Annotated in this window: 16 protein-coding genes and 1 tRNA gene; 12 read left to right on the top strand and 5 right to left on the bottom strand. The window is 72.0% G+C overall.

Annotated elements, in window-relative coordinates; all coding sequences use genetic code 11:
• Positions 1–85 precede the first annotated feature (85 nt).
• On the bottom strand, positions 86–2035 hold the full coding sequence (locus tag AC4BGE_RS17465; RefSeq protein ID WP_490570331.1) for a 2-oxoacid:acceptor oxidoreductase subunit alpha: 1950 nt from the start codon (positions 2033–2035) through the stop codon (positions 86–88).
• A 284-nt stretch (positions 2036–2319) separates the two neighbouring features.
• Between AC4BGE_RS17465 and AC4BGE_RS17470 the strand changes: the two genes are divergently transcribed.
• Genes AC4BGE_RS17470 through AC4BGE_RS17485 form a run of 4 tightly spaced genes read left to right on the top strand, consistent with a single transcriptional unit; the run spans position 2320 to position 5998 of the window.
• Entirely contained in the window at positions 2320–3357 is a 1038-nt protein-coding gene (locus AC4BGE_RS17470; protein WP_490570330.1) for a sulfate ABC transporter substrate-binding protein, read from the top strand.
• A gap of 7 nt (positions 3358–3364) precedes the next feature.
• Positions 3365–4213: a sulfate ABC transporter permease subunit CysT gene (gene cysT, locus AC4BGE_RS17475; protein ID WP_490570329.1), complete on the top strand. Its 849-nt coding sequence runs from the start codon at positions 3365–3367 to the stop codon at positions 4211–4213.
• Positions 4206–5021 carry a sulfate ABC transporter permease gene (locus AC4BGE_RS17480; protein WP_490576105.1) on the top strand — a complete coding sequence of 272 codons (816 nt, stop codon included), beginning with the start codon at positions 4206–4208 and terminating at the stop codon, positions 5019–5021. The genes cysT and AC4BGE_RS17480 overlap by 8 nt, the downstream gene beginning before the upstream one ends.
• Positions 5018–5998, top strand: coding sequence for a sulfate/molybdate ABC transporter ATP-binding protein (locus AC4BGE_RS17485; RefSeq protein WP_490576106.1), 981 nt, complete (start codon positions 5018–5020; stop codon positions 5996–5998). The genes AC4BGE_RS17480 and AC4BGE_RS17485 overlap by 4 nt, the downstream gene beginning before the upstream one ends.
• A gap of 227 nt (positions 5999–6225) precedes the next feature.
• Here the strand turns inward: AC4BGE_RS17485 and AC4BGE_RS17490 are convergent, their stop codons facing one another.
• Together AC4BGE_RS17490 and AC4BGE_RS17495 are read right to left on the bottom strand one after the other, a co-directional pair.
• On the bottom strand, positions 6226–6549 hold the full coding sequence (locus AC4BGE_RS17490; RefSeq protein WP_490570326.1) for a chorismate mutase: 324 nt from the start codon (positions 6547–6549) through the stop codon (positions 6226–6228).
• 13 nt (positions 6550–6562) lie between these two features.
• Complete coding sequence (locus AC4BGE_RS17495; RefSeq protein WP_490576107.1) at positions 6563–7054, bottom strand: YajQ family cyclic di-GMP-binding protein; 492 nt, start codon at positions 7052–7054, stop codon at positions 6563–6565.
• Positions 7055–7192: 138 nt separating this feature from the next.
• Between AC4BGE_RS17495 and AC4BGE_RS17500 the strand changes: the two genes are divergently transcribed.
• From AC4BGE_RS17500 to AC4BGE_RS17535, 8 genes are all read left to right on the top strand, one after another.
• Positions 7193–7275 (top strand) — tRNA-Tyr (locus tag AC4BGE_RS17500).
• A gap of 154 nt (positions 7276–7429) precedes the next feature.
• Entirely contained in the window at positions 7430–8257 is an 828-nt protein-coding gene (locus AC4BGE_RS17505; protein ID WP_490570324.1) for an SDR family oxidoreductase, read from the top strand.
• A 25-nt stretch (positions 8258–8282) separates the two neighbouring features.
• Positions 8283–9623 carry an MFS transporter gene (locus AC4BGE_RS17510; RefSeq protein ID WP_490570323.1) on the top strand — a complete coding sequence of 447 codons (1341 nt, stop codon included), beginning with the start codon at positions 8283–8285 and terminating at the stop codon, positions 9621–9623.
• 96 nt (positions 9624–9719) lie between these two features.
• Positions 9720–10658 carry an ABC transporter ATP-binding protein gene (locus tag AC4BGE_RS17515; protein WP_490576108.1) on the top strand — a complete coding sequence of 313 codons (939 nt, stop codon included), beginning with the start codon at positions 9720–9722 and terminating at the stop codon, positions 10656–10658.
• Positions 10655–11437, top strand: a complete 783-nt coding sequence (locus AC4BGE_RS17520) for an ABC transporter permease (protein WP_490576109.1) — start codon at positions 10655–10657, stop codon at positions 11435–11437. The genes AC4BGE_RS17515 and AC4BGE_RS17520 overlap by 4 nt, the downstream gene beginning before the upstream one ends.
• A 22-nt stretch (positions 11438–11459) precedes the next feature.
• On the top strand, positions 11460–12677 hold the full coding sequence (locus AC4BGE_RS17525; protein WP_490576110.1) for a sensor histidine kinase: 1218 nt from the start codon (positions 11460–11462) through the stop codon (positions 12675–12677).
• Positions 12674–13294, top strand: coding sequence for a response regulator (locus AC4BGE_RS17530; RefSeq protein ID WP_490576111.1), 621 nt, complete (start codon positions 12674–12676; stop codon positions 13292–13294). The genes AC4BGE_RS17525 and AC4BGE_RS17530 overlap by 4 nt, the downstream gene beginning before the upstream one ends.
• A 55-nt stretch (positions 13295–13349) precedes the next feature.
• Positions 13350–14147, top strand: a complete 798-nt coding sequence (locus AC4BGE_RS17535; protein WP_490576112.1) for a GIDE domain-containing protein — start codon at positions 13350–13352, stop codon at positions 14145–14147.
• 24 nt (positions 14148–14171) lie between these two features.
• Here the strand turns inward: AC4BGE_RS17535 and AC4BGE_RS17540 are convergent, their stop codons facing one another.
• Entirely contained in the window at positions 14172–14834 is a 663-nt protein-coding gene (locus tag AC4BGE_RS17540) for a histidine phosphatase family protein (protein ID WP_490576113.1), read from the bottom strand.
• Between the two features lie 18 nt (positions 14835–14852).
• Positions 14853–16694, bottom strand: a complete 1842-nt coding sequence (locus AC4BGE_RS17545; RefSeq protein WP_490576114.1) for a class I SAM-dependent methyltransferase — start codon at positions 16692–16694, stop codon at positions 14853–14855.
• Positions 16695–16774: the final 80 nt, after the last annotated feature.

Genomic DNA, 16774 nt, shown 5'->3' on the forward strand with positions numbered 1-16774 from the left:
TCCTTGCCGGTCTGCTTCTCGCCCTCGGCGATCGTGGGGACGCCGGCGGTGCCGGTGGTGGGGAACGGCAGGTCGGTGGTGGTGCTCATCGCAGGACTCCTTCGACGGACTCGGTCAGGTCGACGGGGGTGCCCTCGACCTCGCCGACGAGGCTGCCGATGACCTCGGCGAGCTCGGCGGCCTTGATGGGCATGCCGTTGACCTGGTTGTAGCCCACGGTGTCGACGAGGTACTCGGCGCGCAGCAGCAGCGAGAGCTGGCCGAGGTTCATCTCCGGCACCAGCACCTTGTCGTAGCGGGCCAGGACCTCGCCGAGGTCCCGGGGGAACGGGTTGATGTGGCGCAGGTGCGTCTGGGCGACGCGGCCGCCGGCCCGGCGGACACGGCGGACCGCGGCGCCGATCGGCCCGTAGGTCGAGCCCCAGCCGATGACCAGCACGTTGGCTCCGCGCCCTTCGGCGGCGCCGGGGTCGTCGACCTCCAGCGGGGGGAGGGCGTCGGCGATCCGCGCGATCTTGGCGGCCCGGGTGCGCACCATCAGGTCGTGGTTGGCCGGGTCGTAGGAGATGTTGCCGTGGCCGTCGGCCTTCTCCAGGCCGCCGATCCGGTGCTCGAGCCCTGCGGTGCCCGGCACCGCCCAGGGACGCGCCAGGGTGTCGGCGTCACGCAGGTAGGGCCAGAAGTCGGTCACCTCGCTCTGCTCGCCGGTCTTGGCGTCCTTGCGGGTCGAGGTGTGGTTGGGCTCGGTGGCGAAGCGGGGCTCGATGGCGGCCAGCTCGGAGATCTCGGGGATCCGCCACGGCTCCGAGCCGTTGGCCAGCATCCCGTCGGAGAGCAGCATCACCGGGGTGCGGTAGGTGATCGCGATCCGGCACGCCTCGAGCGCGGCGTCGAAGCAGTCGCCGGGCGACTGCGGGGCGATCACCGGCAGCGGCGACTCGCCGTTGCGGCCGAACATCGCCTGCAGCAGGTCGGCCTGCTCGGTCTTGGTGGGCAGACCCGTGGAGGGGCCGCCGCGCTGCACGTCGACGACGACCAGCGGCAGCTCGGTCATCACGGCCAGGCCGATCGCCTCGGACTTCAGGGCCACGCCCGGGCCCGAGGTGGTGGTCACCCCGAGGTGACCGGCGAACGAGGCGCCGATGGCGGAGCCGACGCCGGCGATCTCGTCCTCGGCCTGGAAGGTGGTGACGCCGAAGGACTTGTGCTTGCTCAGCTCGTGGAGGATGTCGGAGGCCGGGGTGATCGGGTAGGAGCCCAGGAAGACCGGCAGGCCGGACTGGACGCCGCCGGCCACCAGGCCGTAGGCCAGGGCCAGGTTGCCGGTGATGTTGCGGTAGGTGCCCGGAGCCATCGTGGCCGGCTTGATCTCGTAGGAGACCGCGAACGCCTCGGTGGTCTCGCCGAAGTTCCAGCCCGCCTTGAAGGCGGTGATGTTGGCGTCGCGGATGTCGGGGACCTTGGCGAACCGCCGCGAGAGGAACTCGACCGTGGTCTCGGTGGGGCGGCCGTACATCCACGACAGCAGGCCGAGGGCGAACATGTTCTTGGCGCGGGCGGCGTCCTTGCGGGAGAGGCCGAACTCCTTGACCGCCTCGACCGTCATGCCGGTCAGGTCGAGGGGGTGGACGGAGAACTCCGCGAGCGAGTCGTCGTCCAGCGGGGAGCCGACGTAGCCCGCCTTGGTCAGGTTGCGACCGGTGAAGTCGTGGGTGTCGACGATGATCGTCGCGCCCTTCGGCAGGTCGCCCAGGTTGGCGCGCAGGGCGGCGGGGTTCATCGCCACCAGCACGTCGGGGCGGTCGCCCGGGGTGAGGATGTCGTGGTCGGCGAAGTGGACCTGGAAGGACGAGACGCCCGGGAGGGTGCCCTGGGGGGCGCGGATCTCGGCGGGGAAGTTGGGGAACGTCGCCAGGTCGTTGCCGAAGGCGGCCGACTCCTGGGTGAACCGGTCACCGGTGAGCTGCATGCCGTCACCGGAGTCGCCGGCGAACCGGATGATGACGCGGTCCAGCTGCTTGACCTGCTTGGTCACTGCGGGCCTTCCTTCTGCATCTGCTGTGTGCCCTTGCGTGCGGGGGGCGGAGGTGGGGTTGCCTCCGCATGCACGCGCCCCCGGGGGGAGGCGCGCGGATTCAACACTAACCCCGAGGCAAGCCGCGCGTCGTCGCGTCTTGAAGTCCCCCACGCGCAGAGATGTGACGCCCGACACGTGACAGGTAATGTCTCATATGCTGAGTAAGACACTAAAGTGCAGTACCTTACTCCTCAAACACCAGTTCACGCCGCCGCGAGGCGGCCGCCAGAGGGAGCAGCAACATGAGGTCGAGCACCAAGGGTCGAGGCATCGCCGCAGCAGGCATCGGGCTGGCCATGCTGGCGCTGAGCGCCTGCGGCGGCGGGTCGGACGCCGCCGACGGGGACGACAAGACGCTCAGCATCGTCGGGTTCGCCGTTCCCGAGGCGGCCAACAAGGCCATCGGCGAGGAGTTCGTCAAGACCGACGCCGGCAAGGGCTACCGGTTCAAGACGTCGTACGGCGCCTCGGGCGACCAGAGCCGCGCCGTCGAGGCGGGCCTCGACGCCGACTACGTCCACTTCTCGGTGGCCAGCGACGTGACCCGCCTGGTCGACGCCGGTCTCGTCGCCGACGACTGGGACGCGGGGGAGAACAAGGGTGTCGTCTCCCGCTCCGTGGTCGTCTTCGGCGTCCGCGACGGCAACCCCAAGGGCATCGAGGACTGGGACGACCTGATCAAGCCCGGCGTCGAGATCGTGACGCCCAACCCGGCCTCCTCGGGGGCGGCCCGGTGGAACGCGCTCGCGGCCTACGGACAGGTCATCCGCAAGGGCGGCACCGAGCAGGAGGCCACGGAGTACGTCGACAAGTTCTTCGCCAACGTCGTCTCCCTGCCCGGCAGCGGCCGGGACGCCACCACCGCCTTCCTCGGCGGCAGCGGCGACGTGCTGATGGCCTACGAGAACGAGGCGATCCTGGCCGCGCAGAACGGCGAGGAGTTCGAGTACATCATCCCGGAGACCACCCTGCTGATCGAGAACCCGGGCGCCATCCTGACCGAGGCCGACCCGGCGGCGGAGGACTGGCTGGAGTTCGTCCTCAGCGACGAGGGCCAGCGGCAGTTCGCCCTCACCGGCTTCCGCCCGATCCGCGACGACGTCGACTACGGCGGCACCGTCGAGGGTGCCAAGGACCCGTCCGACCCGTTCCCGGTCGTCCCCGACCTGATGACGGTGGCCGAGGACTTCGGCAGCTGGGACGACCTCTCCACCAAGTTCTTCGACGAGGAGGACGGCCTTGTCACCAAGGCCATCGCCGCGTCGGGCAAGGGCGAATGACCACTCCATGACGAGTGTCTCCATCGAGGCCGCTGGCCGGTCGGCGCGCAGGCGCCGGCCGGCCCTCGGCACGAACCTGACCGCCACGTCCGGCGTCGGCCTGGGCGTGGCCATGATCTGGTTCAGCCTGCTCGTCCTCATCCCTCTGTGCGCCGTGGTGGTGACCGCGGCCGAGGGCGGCTGGGGAGCGTTCTGGACCACGATCACCAACGAGCAGACGTCGGCCGCCATCAAGCTGACCGTCTCCCAGGCGGCCCTGGTCACGCTGGTCAACGTCGTCATGGGCACGCTGATCGCGTGGGTGCTGGTGCGCGACCACTTCTGGGGCAAGGGCGCCCTGGAGATCCTGATCGACATCCCCTTCGCGCTGCCCACCATCGTCGCGGGCCTGGTGCTCCTCTCGCTCTACGGTCGCGACAGCCCGTTGGGGTTCGACGTGGTCAACACCCGGGCCAGCGTCTTCCTGGCCTTCCTCTTCGTCACCCTGCCGTTCGTCGTCCGGATGGTGCAGCCGGTGCTCGCCGAGCTCGAGAAGGACGTCGAGGAGGCGGCCGCCTCCCTCGGGGCCAGCAGGATCACCACGTTCCGCCGGGTCATCCTGCCCAGCCTGGTGCCGGCGATCGCCGCCGGCGCGGCGCTCTCCTTCGCCCGCGGGGTCAGCGAGTACGGCTCGCTGGTCCTCCTCTCCGGCAACCTGCCCTTCAAGACCGAGGTCACCTCGGTGCGCATCCTCGGCAGCATCGAGAACGACAACGTCGCCGCGGCCGCGGCCACCGCCACCGTCCTGCTGATGATCTCGCTGACCGTGATCGTGCTGCTCGACGTGATCCAGAGGAAGGTGTCCAAGCGTGGTTAAGTACGTGCTCCGGCTCGTGGTCGTCGCCTACCTGTTCCTGCTGGTGGCGTGGCCGGTCTCGTTGGTCGCGATCAACACCTTCGACGGCGGGCCCACCGCGCTGGTCGAGGTGCTGCAGGACCCGGACGTCCAGGTGGCGCTGCGGCTCACCGTGGTCGCGGCCCTCTCGGCGGTCCTCATCAACACCCTCTTCGGGGTCGGGATGTCCCTGCTGCTGGTCCGCTACACCTTCCCCGGGAAGCGGATCCTCAGCGCCCTGATCGACCTGCCCCTCTCGGTCTCGCCGATCGTGGTCGGCCTCGCGCTGGTCCTGGTCTACGGCGGCCAGGGCGGCTGGTTCGGCCCCTCCCTGGAGTCGGCGGGGTTCCAGGTCATCTTCTCCACCCCCGGCATCATCATGGCCACCGCCTTCGTCGCGCTGCCCCTGGTGATCAGGGAGGTGGTGCCGACCCTGGAGGAGATCGGCATCGAGCAGGAGCAGGCCGCCACCAGCCTGGGCGCCAGCGCCTGGCAGACCTTCTGGCGGATCACCCTGCCCGGCATCAAGTGGGCGGTCGTCTACGGCGTGGTGCTCTCGCTGGCCCGGTCGCTCGGCGAGTTCGGCGCCGTCAAGGTCGTCTCCGGCAACGTGCTGGGGGAGACCCGCACCGCCACCCTCGTGGTGGAGGAGAAGTACCTCAACTTCGACCAGCAGGGGGCGTACGCGATGGCCTTCCTCCTCGCCATGGTCTCGGTCCTGTGCATCGTCATCGTCGCCATCCTCCGTCCCAGCAACGAGAAGTCAGCAAAGAAAGGCGCACGCGCATGAGCATCGAGGTCAAGGGCCTGCACAAGAAGTTCGGTGACTTCGTCGCGCTGCAGGACGTCAACGTCTCCATCCCCACCGGCCAGCTCACCGCACTGCTGGGCCCCAGCGGCGGCGGCAAGTCCACCCTGCTGCGGATCATCGCGGGCCTGGAGAGCGCCGACTCCGGCACCATCGAGATCGAGGGCGTGGACGCCACCCGGCTCTCGCCGCAGAAGCGCAACGTGGGCTTCGTCTTCCAGCACTACGCGGCGTTCAAGCACATGAGCGTGGCCAAGAACGTCGCCTTCGGGCTGGAGATCCGCAAGCGACCCAAGGACGAGGTCAGGCGCCGGGTCGAGGAGCTGCTCGAGCTGGTCCACCTCTCCCAGTTCGGCCACCGGCTGCCCTCGCAGCTCTCCGGCGGCCAGCGCCAGCGGATGGCGCTCGCCCGCGCGCTCGCGGTGGAGCCGACGGTGCTGCTGCTCGATGAGCCGTTCGGCGCCCTGGACGCCAAGGTCCGCAAGGAGCTGCGCGACTGGCTGCGGCGTCTGCACGACGAGGTGCACGTGACCACGGTCTTCGTCACCCACGACCAGGAGGAGGCGCTGGAGGTCTCCGACCAGATCGTGGTGATCAACGAGGGACGGGTCGAGCAGATCGGCACCCCCGACCAGCTCTACGACGAGCCGGCCAGCGACTTCGTGATGAGCTTCCTCGGCGACGTGACCACGCTGGGCGGGCACGCCATCCGCCCGCACGACATCGACCTCGCGGTCTCCCCGCAGGTGGCCGGCGTGGTCGAGGGCACGGTGGCCCGGGTGCTGCGGATCGGCTTCGAGGTGCGGCTGACCGTGCACACGCTCGACGGCGAGGAGGTCACCGTGCAGCTGACCCGCACCCACGCCCGCTCGCTGGGCCTGGTCGAGGGCGCCACGGTCTGGCTGAGCCCGGCCGAGGGCGCGACCGTGATGCCGCCGCGCCAGGTTGCCCTCTCCTAGTCAGGGCGGGGCGCCGGCGGGCACGCGCGGAATGAAGAGGAACGCCGTGCGGCGCATTTCTCTTGAATTCTGAATCAGCGTGGGCAAGTTTCCTTTCCACTATTCCTCGTGGGCTGGCGCCGCCGTGGTGATGGGGGTGTGGGGTCTGTGCGCCTGGAGCCTCACGGTGCCGCAACAGCACCGACTCGTCTCCCTGGCCCCCGGGAGTGCCCCCGTGGCGCTCGGACTCAGCTGCGGTGGACCTCGCGTTCGAATTCGATGAAGGACCCCACCATCGCGGCGTAGATCCGCCCCACGAGCGCGCCAGACCCGCCCGACTCCTCGGCCCGGCTCGCCGCACGCTCGACGACCGCTGCGGCGCGGGCGGGCGCGCGCACGGCCGCGTCGTCGGTCTTGAAGTCCGAGGCCCGGGCCACCAGGTGCTGGCGCGCCACGAGGAGACCCACCAGCCGGCTGTCGAGCTCGTCGATGGCCAGCCGCACGGCGGCCAGGTCTGGCAGGTCCGCCGGGTGCGGCTGGTCGGCGGGGGGAGGTGCGGGGCTCTCGGTCACGACGCCCCTGCCCTCAGCGGTAGTTGGTGAACTGGACCGCGAAGTCCAGGTCCTGGGACTTCACCAGCTGCTGCACGGCCTGCAGGTCGTCGCGCTTCTTGGAGGAGACGCGCAGCTCGTCGCCCTGGATCTGCGCCTTGACGCCCTTGGGGCCCTCGTCGCGGATGAGCTTGGAGATCTTCTTGGCGTCCTCGGAGGTGATCCCCTCCTTGAGGGTGATCGAGATCTTCGACTGCTGGCCCGAGGGGCGCGGCTCGGAGGCGTCGAGGATCTTCAGCGACTGCTGACGCTTGATCAGCTTGTCCTTGAAGACGTCGAGGACGGCGGTGGCGCGGTCGTCGGCCGAGGCGGTGATCTCGATGGAGTGCTCGCCCTGCCACTCGATGGTGGCGCCGGTGCCCTTGAAGTCGAACCGGGTGGCGACCTCGCGGGCGGTCTGGCCCAGCGCGTTGTCGACCTCCTGGCGGTCCAGCTTGCTCACGATGTCGAACGACGAGTCGGCCATGTTCTCTCCTGTGCTGGCTGGTGGCGTGCTGGCGCCGCGCTGGGGTCGGGGACCTGATTTGTCCCTGCACGCGGTGCTTGGGCTATTCTTCCTTCTCGTCGGCCAGGGGTTCAAACGGACTCCGGGTCGACGGTGTGAGGCAGGTTGCCCGAGCGGCCAATGGGAGCGGACTGTAAATCCGTCGGCTTACGCCTTCGAAGGTTCGAATCCTTCACCTGCCACATCCACAGACGCTGGCCCCCGCCTGACGGCGGGGGCCAGCGGCGTTTCCGGGGATGCGTCAGCCATGGCTAATTCATGCACATCATTGCTATGGTGTGGGCCACGGGAGCCCCGGCCGGGACCCGTGGAGACTACGCAGATTGGGAGATCACCATGGGACGCTTCGACGGCAAGACGGCCTTCATCACCGGCGGGGCGCGCGGCCAGGGCCGCTCGCACGCCATGCGCCTGGCGAGCGAGGGTGCGAACGTCGCCATCATGGACATCGCGGCCCAGATCGACACCGTCGCCTACCCGCTCTCGACGCCCGACGACCTCGCCGAGACCGAGCGCGCGCTCAAGGACCTCGGTGCCGAGGTGCTGACGATCCAGGGCGACGTGCGCGACCAGGCGGCCGTCGAGGCCGCGGTCGCCGCCGCGGAGGAGCGGTTCGGCGGGATCGACATCGTCCTCGCCAACGCCGGGATCATGGCCAGCTACGGCGACCGGAAGAACGACATCCAGGCGTGGCACGACTCGGTCGCCACGATGCTGAACGGCGTCTACTTCCTGCTCCGCGCGGTCACCCCGGGCCTGATCGAGCGTGGGCGCGGCGGTGCCATCTGCATCACCGGGTCGACCTCCAGCTTCATCGGGGTCGCCTACAAGGAGGAGATGCTCAACCCCGGCCAGATGGGCTACGGCGCGGCCAAGACCGGGGTCCTGTCCTTGATGAGGAACTTCGCCATGGTGCTCGGCAAGCACGGCGTCCGGGTCAACACCGTGATCCCCGCCGGCGTCTCCACGAAGATGATCGTCAACGACTTCTTCAGCTCCGACCTCTCCGGCGACGCCCCCGGCGGGTGGATGGCCAACGTGATGGAGCGGGGTCCCGTCGAGCCCGAGGAGATCACCCACGCCGTGGCGTGGCTCTGCTCCGACGAGGCACGCTTCGTCACCGGGCAGACCCTGGCGGTCGACATGGGCACCCTCCTGCTCTGAGGCCCGGGTGGGGCAGACTCGCGGCATGCCCCCCGAGCAGCTCCACCGGATAGGACGGCGGCGGGCCTGGAGCATCTGGCTGGTCGCCATGGCGGTCTACGTCCTGGCGATCTTCCACCGCAGCTCGCTGGGAGTGGCCGGGCTGCTGGCCTCCGAGCGGTTCGGCATCACCGCGACCGAACTGGCGTTCTTCACCGTCCTCCAGCTCGTCGTCTACGCCGCTATGCAGGTCCCGGTCGGGGTGCTGCTGGACCGCTACGGCTCCCGCGCGCTGCTGCTCGGCGGGCTCGCGCTGATGACGCTGGCGCAGCTCGTCTTCGCCTTCGCCACCTCCTTCGGGGTGGCGGTGCTGGCCCGCGCCCTGCTCGGGGCCGGCGACGCCATGATCTTCGTCAGCGTGATCCGGCTGGTCGCCGTCTGGTTCCTGGTCCGGCAGGCGCCGATGGTCACCCAGGTGACCGGGTGGGGAGGCCAGCTCGGGGCGGTGGTCGCGGCCGCCCCGCTGACCCTGCTGCTGGAGCACCTCGGCTGGACCCGGACGTTCGCGGCCGCCTCCAGCCTCGGGGTGGTGCTGCTGGTCGCCGTCGCGCTGCTGGTCAAGGACACGCCCTACCGCTCCGAGGGGGTGGTCCGGGTGAAGTTCCGCGCGCTCGCCTCGTCGGTGCGCACCGTCTGGGGCAACCCCGGCACCCGGCTGGGCATGTGGACCCACTTCACCGCGCAGTTCTCCGGGACCGTCTTCGCGTTGCTGTGGGGCTTCCCGTTCCTGGTCCGCGGCCAGGGCTGGTCCGAGGTCGCCGCCGGCACCCTGATGATGCTGATGACCGGCTGGGTGGTGGTCAGCGGCCTGCTGCTGGGCGCCGCGGTCGCGCGCTGGCCCTGGTACCGGTCGTGGCTGGTCCTCGGCATCGTCGCGGCGATGGCACTGGCCTGGGGCGCGGTGCTGCTGCACCCCGGGCCGTCGCCCGCCTGGTTGCTGGTGGTGATGGCCTTCGCGACGGCCAGCGGGGGTCCGGCGTCGATGATCGGCTTCGACCTGGCCCGCACCTTCACCCCGGTGCGGGCCCTGGGCCGGGCCAACGGGATCGTCAACGTCGGCGGCTTCGTGGCCAGCCTGCTGACCATGGCGGTGATCGGGGTGGTCCTCGACCTGCGCGAGCCCGGCGGCATGGGCGCCTACGACCTGGACGACTTCCGGTGGGCGATGGCCACCCAGTACCTCTTCTGGGCCTTCGGGGCCTGCCAGGTGCTGCGGTTCCGGCGCCGGGCGGTGACCCACCTGCAGCGCGTGCACCCCGGCGCGGTGGCGCAGATGAAGGCCGGTCGCCCCTTCGTTCATCCCGGGGTGGGCGACGACGGCGTCTAGGGCGTGACAGGTGTCATGCCCCGCCCGTGCGTTCCGGCGACCCCTCCATGACGCCCGACACTGGTGAGCCCCCCGGACCCGGGAGACGGTGGAGCCATGAACCAGACGACACAGGCAGCGCTGGAGGTCCGCGGGCTGCGCCGGACCTACGGCACCGGCGACGACGCCTTCGAGGCGGTCCGCGGCATCGACCTCACCGTGCCGGCCGGCAGCATCCACGCACTGCTGGGGGTCAACGGGGCGGGCAAGACCTCGGCGCTGGAGGTGATCGAAGGGCTCTCGCCCGCCAGCGCCGGTGAGGTCCGGGTGCTCGGTCTCGACCCGGTCGCCGACCGCGCCGAGGTGCGCCGCCGTACCGGGGTGCTGCTGCAGCGCAGCGGGTTCGTCGGCGACCTGACGGTCCGCGAGACGCTCACCATGTGGGCGGCGACCGTCACCGGCGCCCGCCCGGTCGAGGAGTCGATGGAGATGCTCGACCTCACCCGGCACGCCGACTCGCGGATGCGCGCCCTCTCGGGCGGCGAGCACCGCCGGGTCGACCTGGCGTGCACCCTCACCGGGCACCCCGAGCTGGTGATGCTCGACGAGCCGACCACCGGGCTGGACCCGGAGAGCCGCCGCGCCGTCTGGGAGCTGGTACGCCGGCTCCGCGACGAGGGGGCCACCGTGGTGCTGACCACCCACTACCTGGAGGAGGCCGAGGCGCTCGCCGACCACGTCTCGATCATGCGAGCCGGCGAGATCGTGCGGGCCGGCACCCTTCCCGAGATCGTCGCCGGGCACCCGGCCGAGATCTCCTTCCGCACCCCGAGCCAGCCGCTCATGGTCCCCGACGGCGTCGAGGAGTCCCGCGACGGCGACCGCACCGTGCTGCGGACCGCGGAGCTCCAGCCGGCGCTGACCCGGCTGCTCCTCGACGCCCGCGACCGCGGCGTCACCCTCGACCTGCTGGAGGCCCGCACCGCGACGCTCGAGTCGGTCTTCCTCGCCCTCGCCGCCGATCCCACCTCCGACCTGCAGGGAGCCACCCGATGAGCACCGCGACCCAGATCCCCGCCGTCTCGCGCACCCTGGGCCTGGCCCGCTTCAACGCGATCCTGATGATCCGCAACCGGACCACGATGCTCTACGCCTTCCTGGTCCCGCTGGTCCCGCTGGGGCTGCTCTTCCTCGCCCCGGAGCCGGACCCGATGGCCGGCACCGCCACCATCGGCATCGCACTGCTGATGGCGCTGCTCTTCCCGGGCTACTACAACCTGCTCTCCATGTTCGTGACCCGGCGCGACGAGCTGGTGCTCAAGCGGCTCCGGACCGGCGAGACCCGCGACGTCGAGCTGGTCGCCTCGATGGCGATGCCGGGCGCCGTGCTGACCCTGGTGGTGACGGCGCTGACCGTGCCCATCGCCGCGCTCGCGGGCTTCGACCTGCCGGCCAACCCCCTGCTGCTCCTGCTCGGCGTCGCGCTGGCGATCGTCACCTTCGCCGCCCTGGCGCTCTGGACCGCCGCCTGGACCCGGACCGCGGAGTCGGCCCAGCTGACCAGCGGCCCGGTGATGATCATCGCGATGGCCGGCTTCATGGGCCCCGCCGTCCCCGACAGCGTCTCGCGCTACCTGGACCTGCTGCCCGGTGCTGCGGTCAACGAGCTCATCCGCACCGGCTGGTTCGGGCTGGCCCGGGGCTCCGACGAGCAGGTCGTCGGCTTCTGGCAGACCTGGGTGGAGGCCGCCCCGGGGATGGCGATCCTCCTCGGCTGGACCCTGCTGGCCCTGGCCCTGGCGGTCCGGTCGATGCGGTGGGAGCCACGTGGCTGACCCGCTCCTAGGATCAGCGGCGATGAGCCCGCCCGGAGAGTCCATGCAGCGCGGTCTGCGCATGCCCCGGCCCGCCCGCGGACAGCTCAGGTTCCCGGGGTGGACCGGGCGCGGCGACGTGGAGCGGGTCGACCTCTACACCCGTGGCTCGCTGCACGTGCTCTTCTGGTTCACCATCGCGATGATCACCCTCAACTCGGTCGCGATGCTCTCCACCTCGTTCGACCGGGCCGCGGCGGTGCTCGCGGCCCTGGCGGTCGCCGTGCCCGCCGTCCGGGTGCTGAAGGCGGCCTTCGTCCTGTATCCCGCCTCGGGGCCGATCCCGTGGCGCCTGCTGGCCCCGGTGCTGCTGCTGAGCGTGCCGGTGCTGGCCTGGCTGCTCACCCTGGAGGGCGAGACCGGCGTCTCCCCGGCGCTGGTGCTGGTCGGCACCCTCGCCTGGACGTTGGGTGGGCTGCGGGACCGCCGGGTGATCTGGGTGCTGACGGCGTTCGGCGCCCTGGTGCTCGGCGTGGTGGGGGGACACCCGGCGATGGCGGTCTACGGGGCGGTCGTGGCCGCCTTCTTCGCCTTCACCGTGCAGAGCTCGCTGTGGCTGCTCGGAGTCGTGGTCGAGCTCGACCACGCCCGCAGCTCCGAGGCGGCCCTGGCGGTCGCCGAGGAGCGGCTCCGCTTCTCCCGTGACGTGCACGACGTGATGGGCCGCCACCTGTCGACCATCGCGGTGCAGGCCGAGCTGGCCGCCACCCTCGCCGAGCGCGGCGACGCCCGGGCGCCGGAGCTGGTGCGCGAGGTGCGGAGCACCGCCCACGAGGCGCTGCGCGAGGCCCGCCAGCTGGCCCGCGGCTACCGGCCCCTCGACCTGGCCCAGGAGCTCGAGGGGGCGGTCGCACTGCTCGCCTCGGCGGGGATCGAGGCCACGGGCGACCTCGACGGGCTGCCTGAGGCGTGGCACCCCCCGGTCGCCCGGCTGGTGCGCGAGGCGGTCACCAACGTGCTGCGCCACTCGCAGGCGAGCCGGGTACGCATCGGGTACGACGGCGCCGTGGTGGAGGTGCGCAACGACGGCCTGCCGGCCCGGGCTGCGGAGCGTCCCGGCGGGGGCGACGGCACCGGGCTGGCCACGCTGGTCGCCGAGACGGCGGCGCTGGGTGCGCGGCTGACCCACGAGGTGGAGGGCGAGGAGTTCGTGGTGCGCCTGCGGCTGCGCGCCGACGGCAGGGACGGCGAGGGACGATGACCGAGGACCGACCGATCCGGGTGCTGCTCGCCGACGACGAGAACCTGATCCGCAGTGCGCTGGCGCAGATGCTCGACCTCGAGGACGACCTCGAGGTGGTCGCCGAGGCGGCCGGCGGCGAGGAGGCCGTGGCGGCGGCGCGGGCGCACCAGCCCGACGTGGCCGTCCTGGACCTGCAGATGCCCGACCTCGACGGGATCGAGACGGCGGCCCGGATCGCCGAGGTCGCCCCCGGCTGCGCCTGCATGATCGTCACCAGCCACGGGCGGCCCGGCTACCTCAAGCGGGCCCTGGCCGGCGGGGTCCGGGGCTTCCTGCCCAAGACCACGTCGGCGGCCACCCTGGCGCGGGTGGTGCGGATCGTGCAGTCCGGGGGGCGTCACGTCGACCCGGAGCTGGCGGCCGAGGCGATCGCCGCCGGCGACTCCCCGCTCACCCCCCGGGAGGCCGATGTGCTGGAGGCGGCCGCCGACGCCGCCCCGGTGGAGGAGATCGCGCGACGCGTCCACCTCTCCGCCGGCACGGTGCGCAACCACATCTCCAGCGCGGTCACCAAGCTCGGCGCCGCCAACCGCCACGAGGCGGTGGCCACCGCGCGACGGATGGGCTGGATCTGACTCTGGTTGGATGGCGGTGCCTGGACGCAGGTCGCGTCGGCACGAGGGGGACGAGATGGTCTGGTTGGCAGTGGGGCTTGGGGTTCTGGCCGTGGGAGCGGCGGTGGTCGCGCACCTGGCGCGCAGCGAACGGCAGGAGCTGCTCGGCAACGAGACCCTGACGGCAGCCGAGCTCCGGGAGCTGCACGCGGCGGCGAACGAGGCCGCCGGCCCGGACGCGTTCCGGCAGGCGGTCGAGCTCAAGGGTCGCAGCGCGGCACACGTCGACGGGCTGCTCACCTCCGAGCTCACCTCGACGCCGTGCGTCTGGTACCGGCAGAAGGTCACGCGCAAGTACGAGGAGGTCCGCCGCGACTCCGACGGCGACCGCACCACGGTCCAGCGCGAGGAGGTGATGACCGACAACCACTCCGACAAGGCGTTCTTCGTCGTCGACGAGACCGGCCGGATCGCGGTGGTGCCGGGCAAGGAGGTGCAGGGGGCGCGCAAGGTGCTCAGCGAGTTCCGGCAGGCCGAGCACGGCGCCGGCTCCTCGAAGCTGGAGCTCGGCTCCTTCAAGCTCAGCCTGCCCACCGGTGGCGGCCGGGGCGGGACCCTGGGCTACGAGTACGAGGAGTGGGTGCTGCCCGAGGGTGTGCAGCTCTTCGTCTGCGGCGAGGCCGTGGACCGCGGGGGCAGGCTCACGGTGCGCAAGCCGCAGAGCAAGGGCTCGCTGCTGATCACCACGAAGTCCGAGGAGGAGCTCGTGGAGGGCGCGGCGAGGCGCTACCAGATCGCCGCGGCGGTCAGTGTGGTGGCCGGTCTCGCCTCGGTGGTGGTCGCCGCCGTGGCGGCCGTCTCCGCTCTCGCCTGAGCCGGCTGGGCCGGCTGAGCCGCCCTACTCGTCCACCGGCTCGCCGGTGGGGTCCGGCGCGGCCTCGTCCTCGAGCAGGTGGCCACCGAGCGGGTCCGCGTGCCACTCCACCAGCCGCCAGCCCCGCGTGGGGTGGCCCTCGACGGTGACCAGGCCGGTGTTGTGCAGCGGGCTGGTCGCCTCGGGGGTGCCGGCCACCTCCGGCACCCGGGCGGCGACCCAGGTGCGGATGGCCGCGCCGTGGCTGACGACCAGGGCGGTGTCGACGCCGCTCTCCGCGACCCGGGCGACGTCGGCGTCGTAGCGCTCCAGGAACTCCTCGCCGGTCTCGCCGCCGGGCATCCGGGCGCCGAGCTCGCCGTGCACCCAGCGCTGGACCGTGGTCAGGTAGCCGTGCACGGAGTCGCGGTCGGTGGCCATCTCGTAGCGACCGGCGGAGATCTCGTGGAGCCCCGGCAGCACGCTCTGCGGCAGCTGGGCGCCGCTCACCAGGGGGTGCGCGGTCTGCTGGGTCCGCACCAGCCGGGAGACGAAGACACCCTCCACCTCGGTGTCGCCGAGGACCCGCGCGGCCGCGGCGGCCTGGGCGCGCCCGAGGTCGGTGAGGTCGAGCCCGGGCTCGCCGGTGTCCAGCGCCCCGGCCACGTTGGCGTGGGTCTGTCCGTGGCGCAGCAGCAGGAGGCGCATGGACGCAGCCGCCACGCCTCAGACCTCGGCCGCCGTGCTCGGAGCATCGAGCCGGGCGAGCACCCGGAAGGCGTTGCCGGGCTGGTCGAGCCCCTCCCGGCGGGCCGAGACCTCGGCCACCGCCGCGGCGACCGCGCCGACCGGCAGGGCCGCGGCGACGACCGCGGCCCGCGCGAGCCGCTCGGCCCGGGTGGGGCGAGGCAGCCAGGGCATCCACGGCCGCGGCACCAGCTGGCCGGCGGCGAACCAGGCGGCCGGGAGGACGTCGATGCCTCGGGTGGACGGCTCGCGGTAGCGGTCGAGCACCGTGAACCCGCGCTGCTCCAGGGCCTGCTCGAGGCGCGCCATGGAGAGGAAGTGCTGGTGCTGCGGCTGCAGCCAGGGCATCCAGTAGGGACCCAGCAGGCGTCCGGACGCACAGTCGGGGTCGGGCACCTCCACCATCAGCAGGCCTCCGGGCTTGAGCGCGGTGACCGCCGCGTCGAGCTCGGCGAGCGGCTCCCGGGTGTGCTCGAGGTAGTGGAGCATGCTGACGACGTCGAACTGCCCGGCGAGGTCGCCCGCCACGTCGGGGAAGAAGCCGCGGTGCGCCCGGTCGACCCAGCCGCGGAGCGCGGCGTCGTCGATCGCCTGGCTCTGCTCGACCCCCTCGAAGGAGGTGGTGGGGAACTGCTCCTTGGCGACGAGGCAGAAGTGGGCGTGCCCGCTGCCCACGTCGAGCCAGCGCGCCGGCGTGGCCGTGGCGTGCGCCGCGACCATGCCGACGCGGCCGGCGTACTCGTCGTCGGAGGAGGCGAAGACCTTCTCCATCTCGGCTCCCGCGAACCCGTCGTAGTAGTCGCGGTAGTAGAAGTCGAGGCCCTCGATGCTCAGCCGCGGGTTCTGGAAGACGTGCCCGCAGGTGGCGCACTCGTCGAGGGTGAAGGCGCCCGGCTTGTGCTGGATCAGGTCGGGGGAGGTGACGCGCGGCGCGACATCGGGGGAGCCGCACCACCGGCACGAGTCGACCCGCTCCTCGAAGAACCGCTCGGTGCCGCGCTCCAGCTCCTTGGCGTAGAGCGGGCGCAGCTCGTCGGAGAGGCGGATGGTCGGGGCCGGCGGTGCGGGAGCCCGCATCAGGGCGACCGAGCGCCGCACCTCGGCCAGCCACCGGCCGGCGCGGCCGCCGGCCCGACCCCGGCCGACCAGGCGCGGCTGGAGCTGGTGGACCAGGAGCGCCGGCAGGCCGACCCCTGGCGCCAGCAGGGCACCGGCGCCCACCGTGGCCAGGGACGCGGCGGTCCACACCTGGTGGCTGGTGGCGTAGCGGTCCAGCACGGTGCGCAGCACCGTCAGCTCCTCGGAGGCCGAAAGCGCCACCGACCGCTCGTCCGGTGCCACCACGAAGTCGGTGCGGCGCGGGGCGAAGCGCTTGACCTGCCGGCTCGCCTCGACGAGCTCGGCGGCGCTGACGGGTCCGGTGGGCAGCTGCGCGCGGCTCGCCAGCTCGCTGCGCACCAGCAGGGCGTGGCCGGCGCTGTGCCCTTCGCTGAGCGGGTTTCCACGGAAGGTGCGGGTGTCGACCTGCCGCAGCAGGCCGACCACCCGCTCGGCGGGCAGGTCGTCGGGCACCAGGTCGACGGCGTCCAGGCCCTCGCGCTCCGCCCAGGCGACCGCGGCGGCCAGCGTCGAGGGCCGCACCTGGACGCCGTGGGCGGCGAGGCTCACCCAGCCCGCCGGCACGCCGGCGCCCGCGGCCTCTCCAGCAGGCAGGGAGGCCAGACCCTGGCCGCGGCCGCGCAGGCGCAGGCCGTTGAGCACCATCCCGGCGGCGGTGGCCGTGGTGATGGTCCGGGCGGCTCGGGTGAGGCTCTTGGGCATGACTGGTCCCTGACTCGTGTCGCTGGCTGGCTCGGCGTCCCCACCGCCTCGGCGGGTCCTGAGACCCTAGCGAGGTGGGG

It is taken from the genome of Nocardioides sp. Z50_6 (assembly GCF_058215755.1).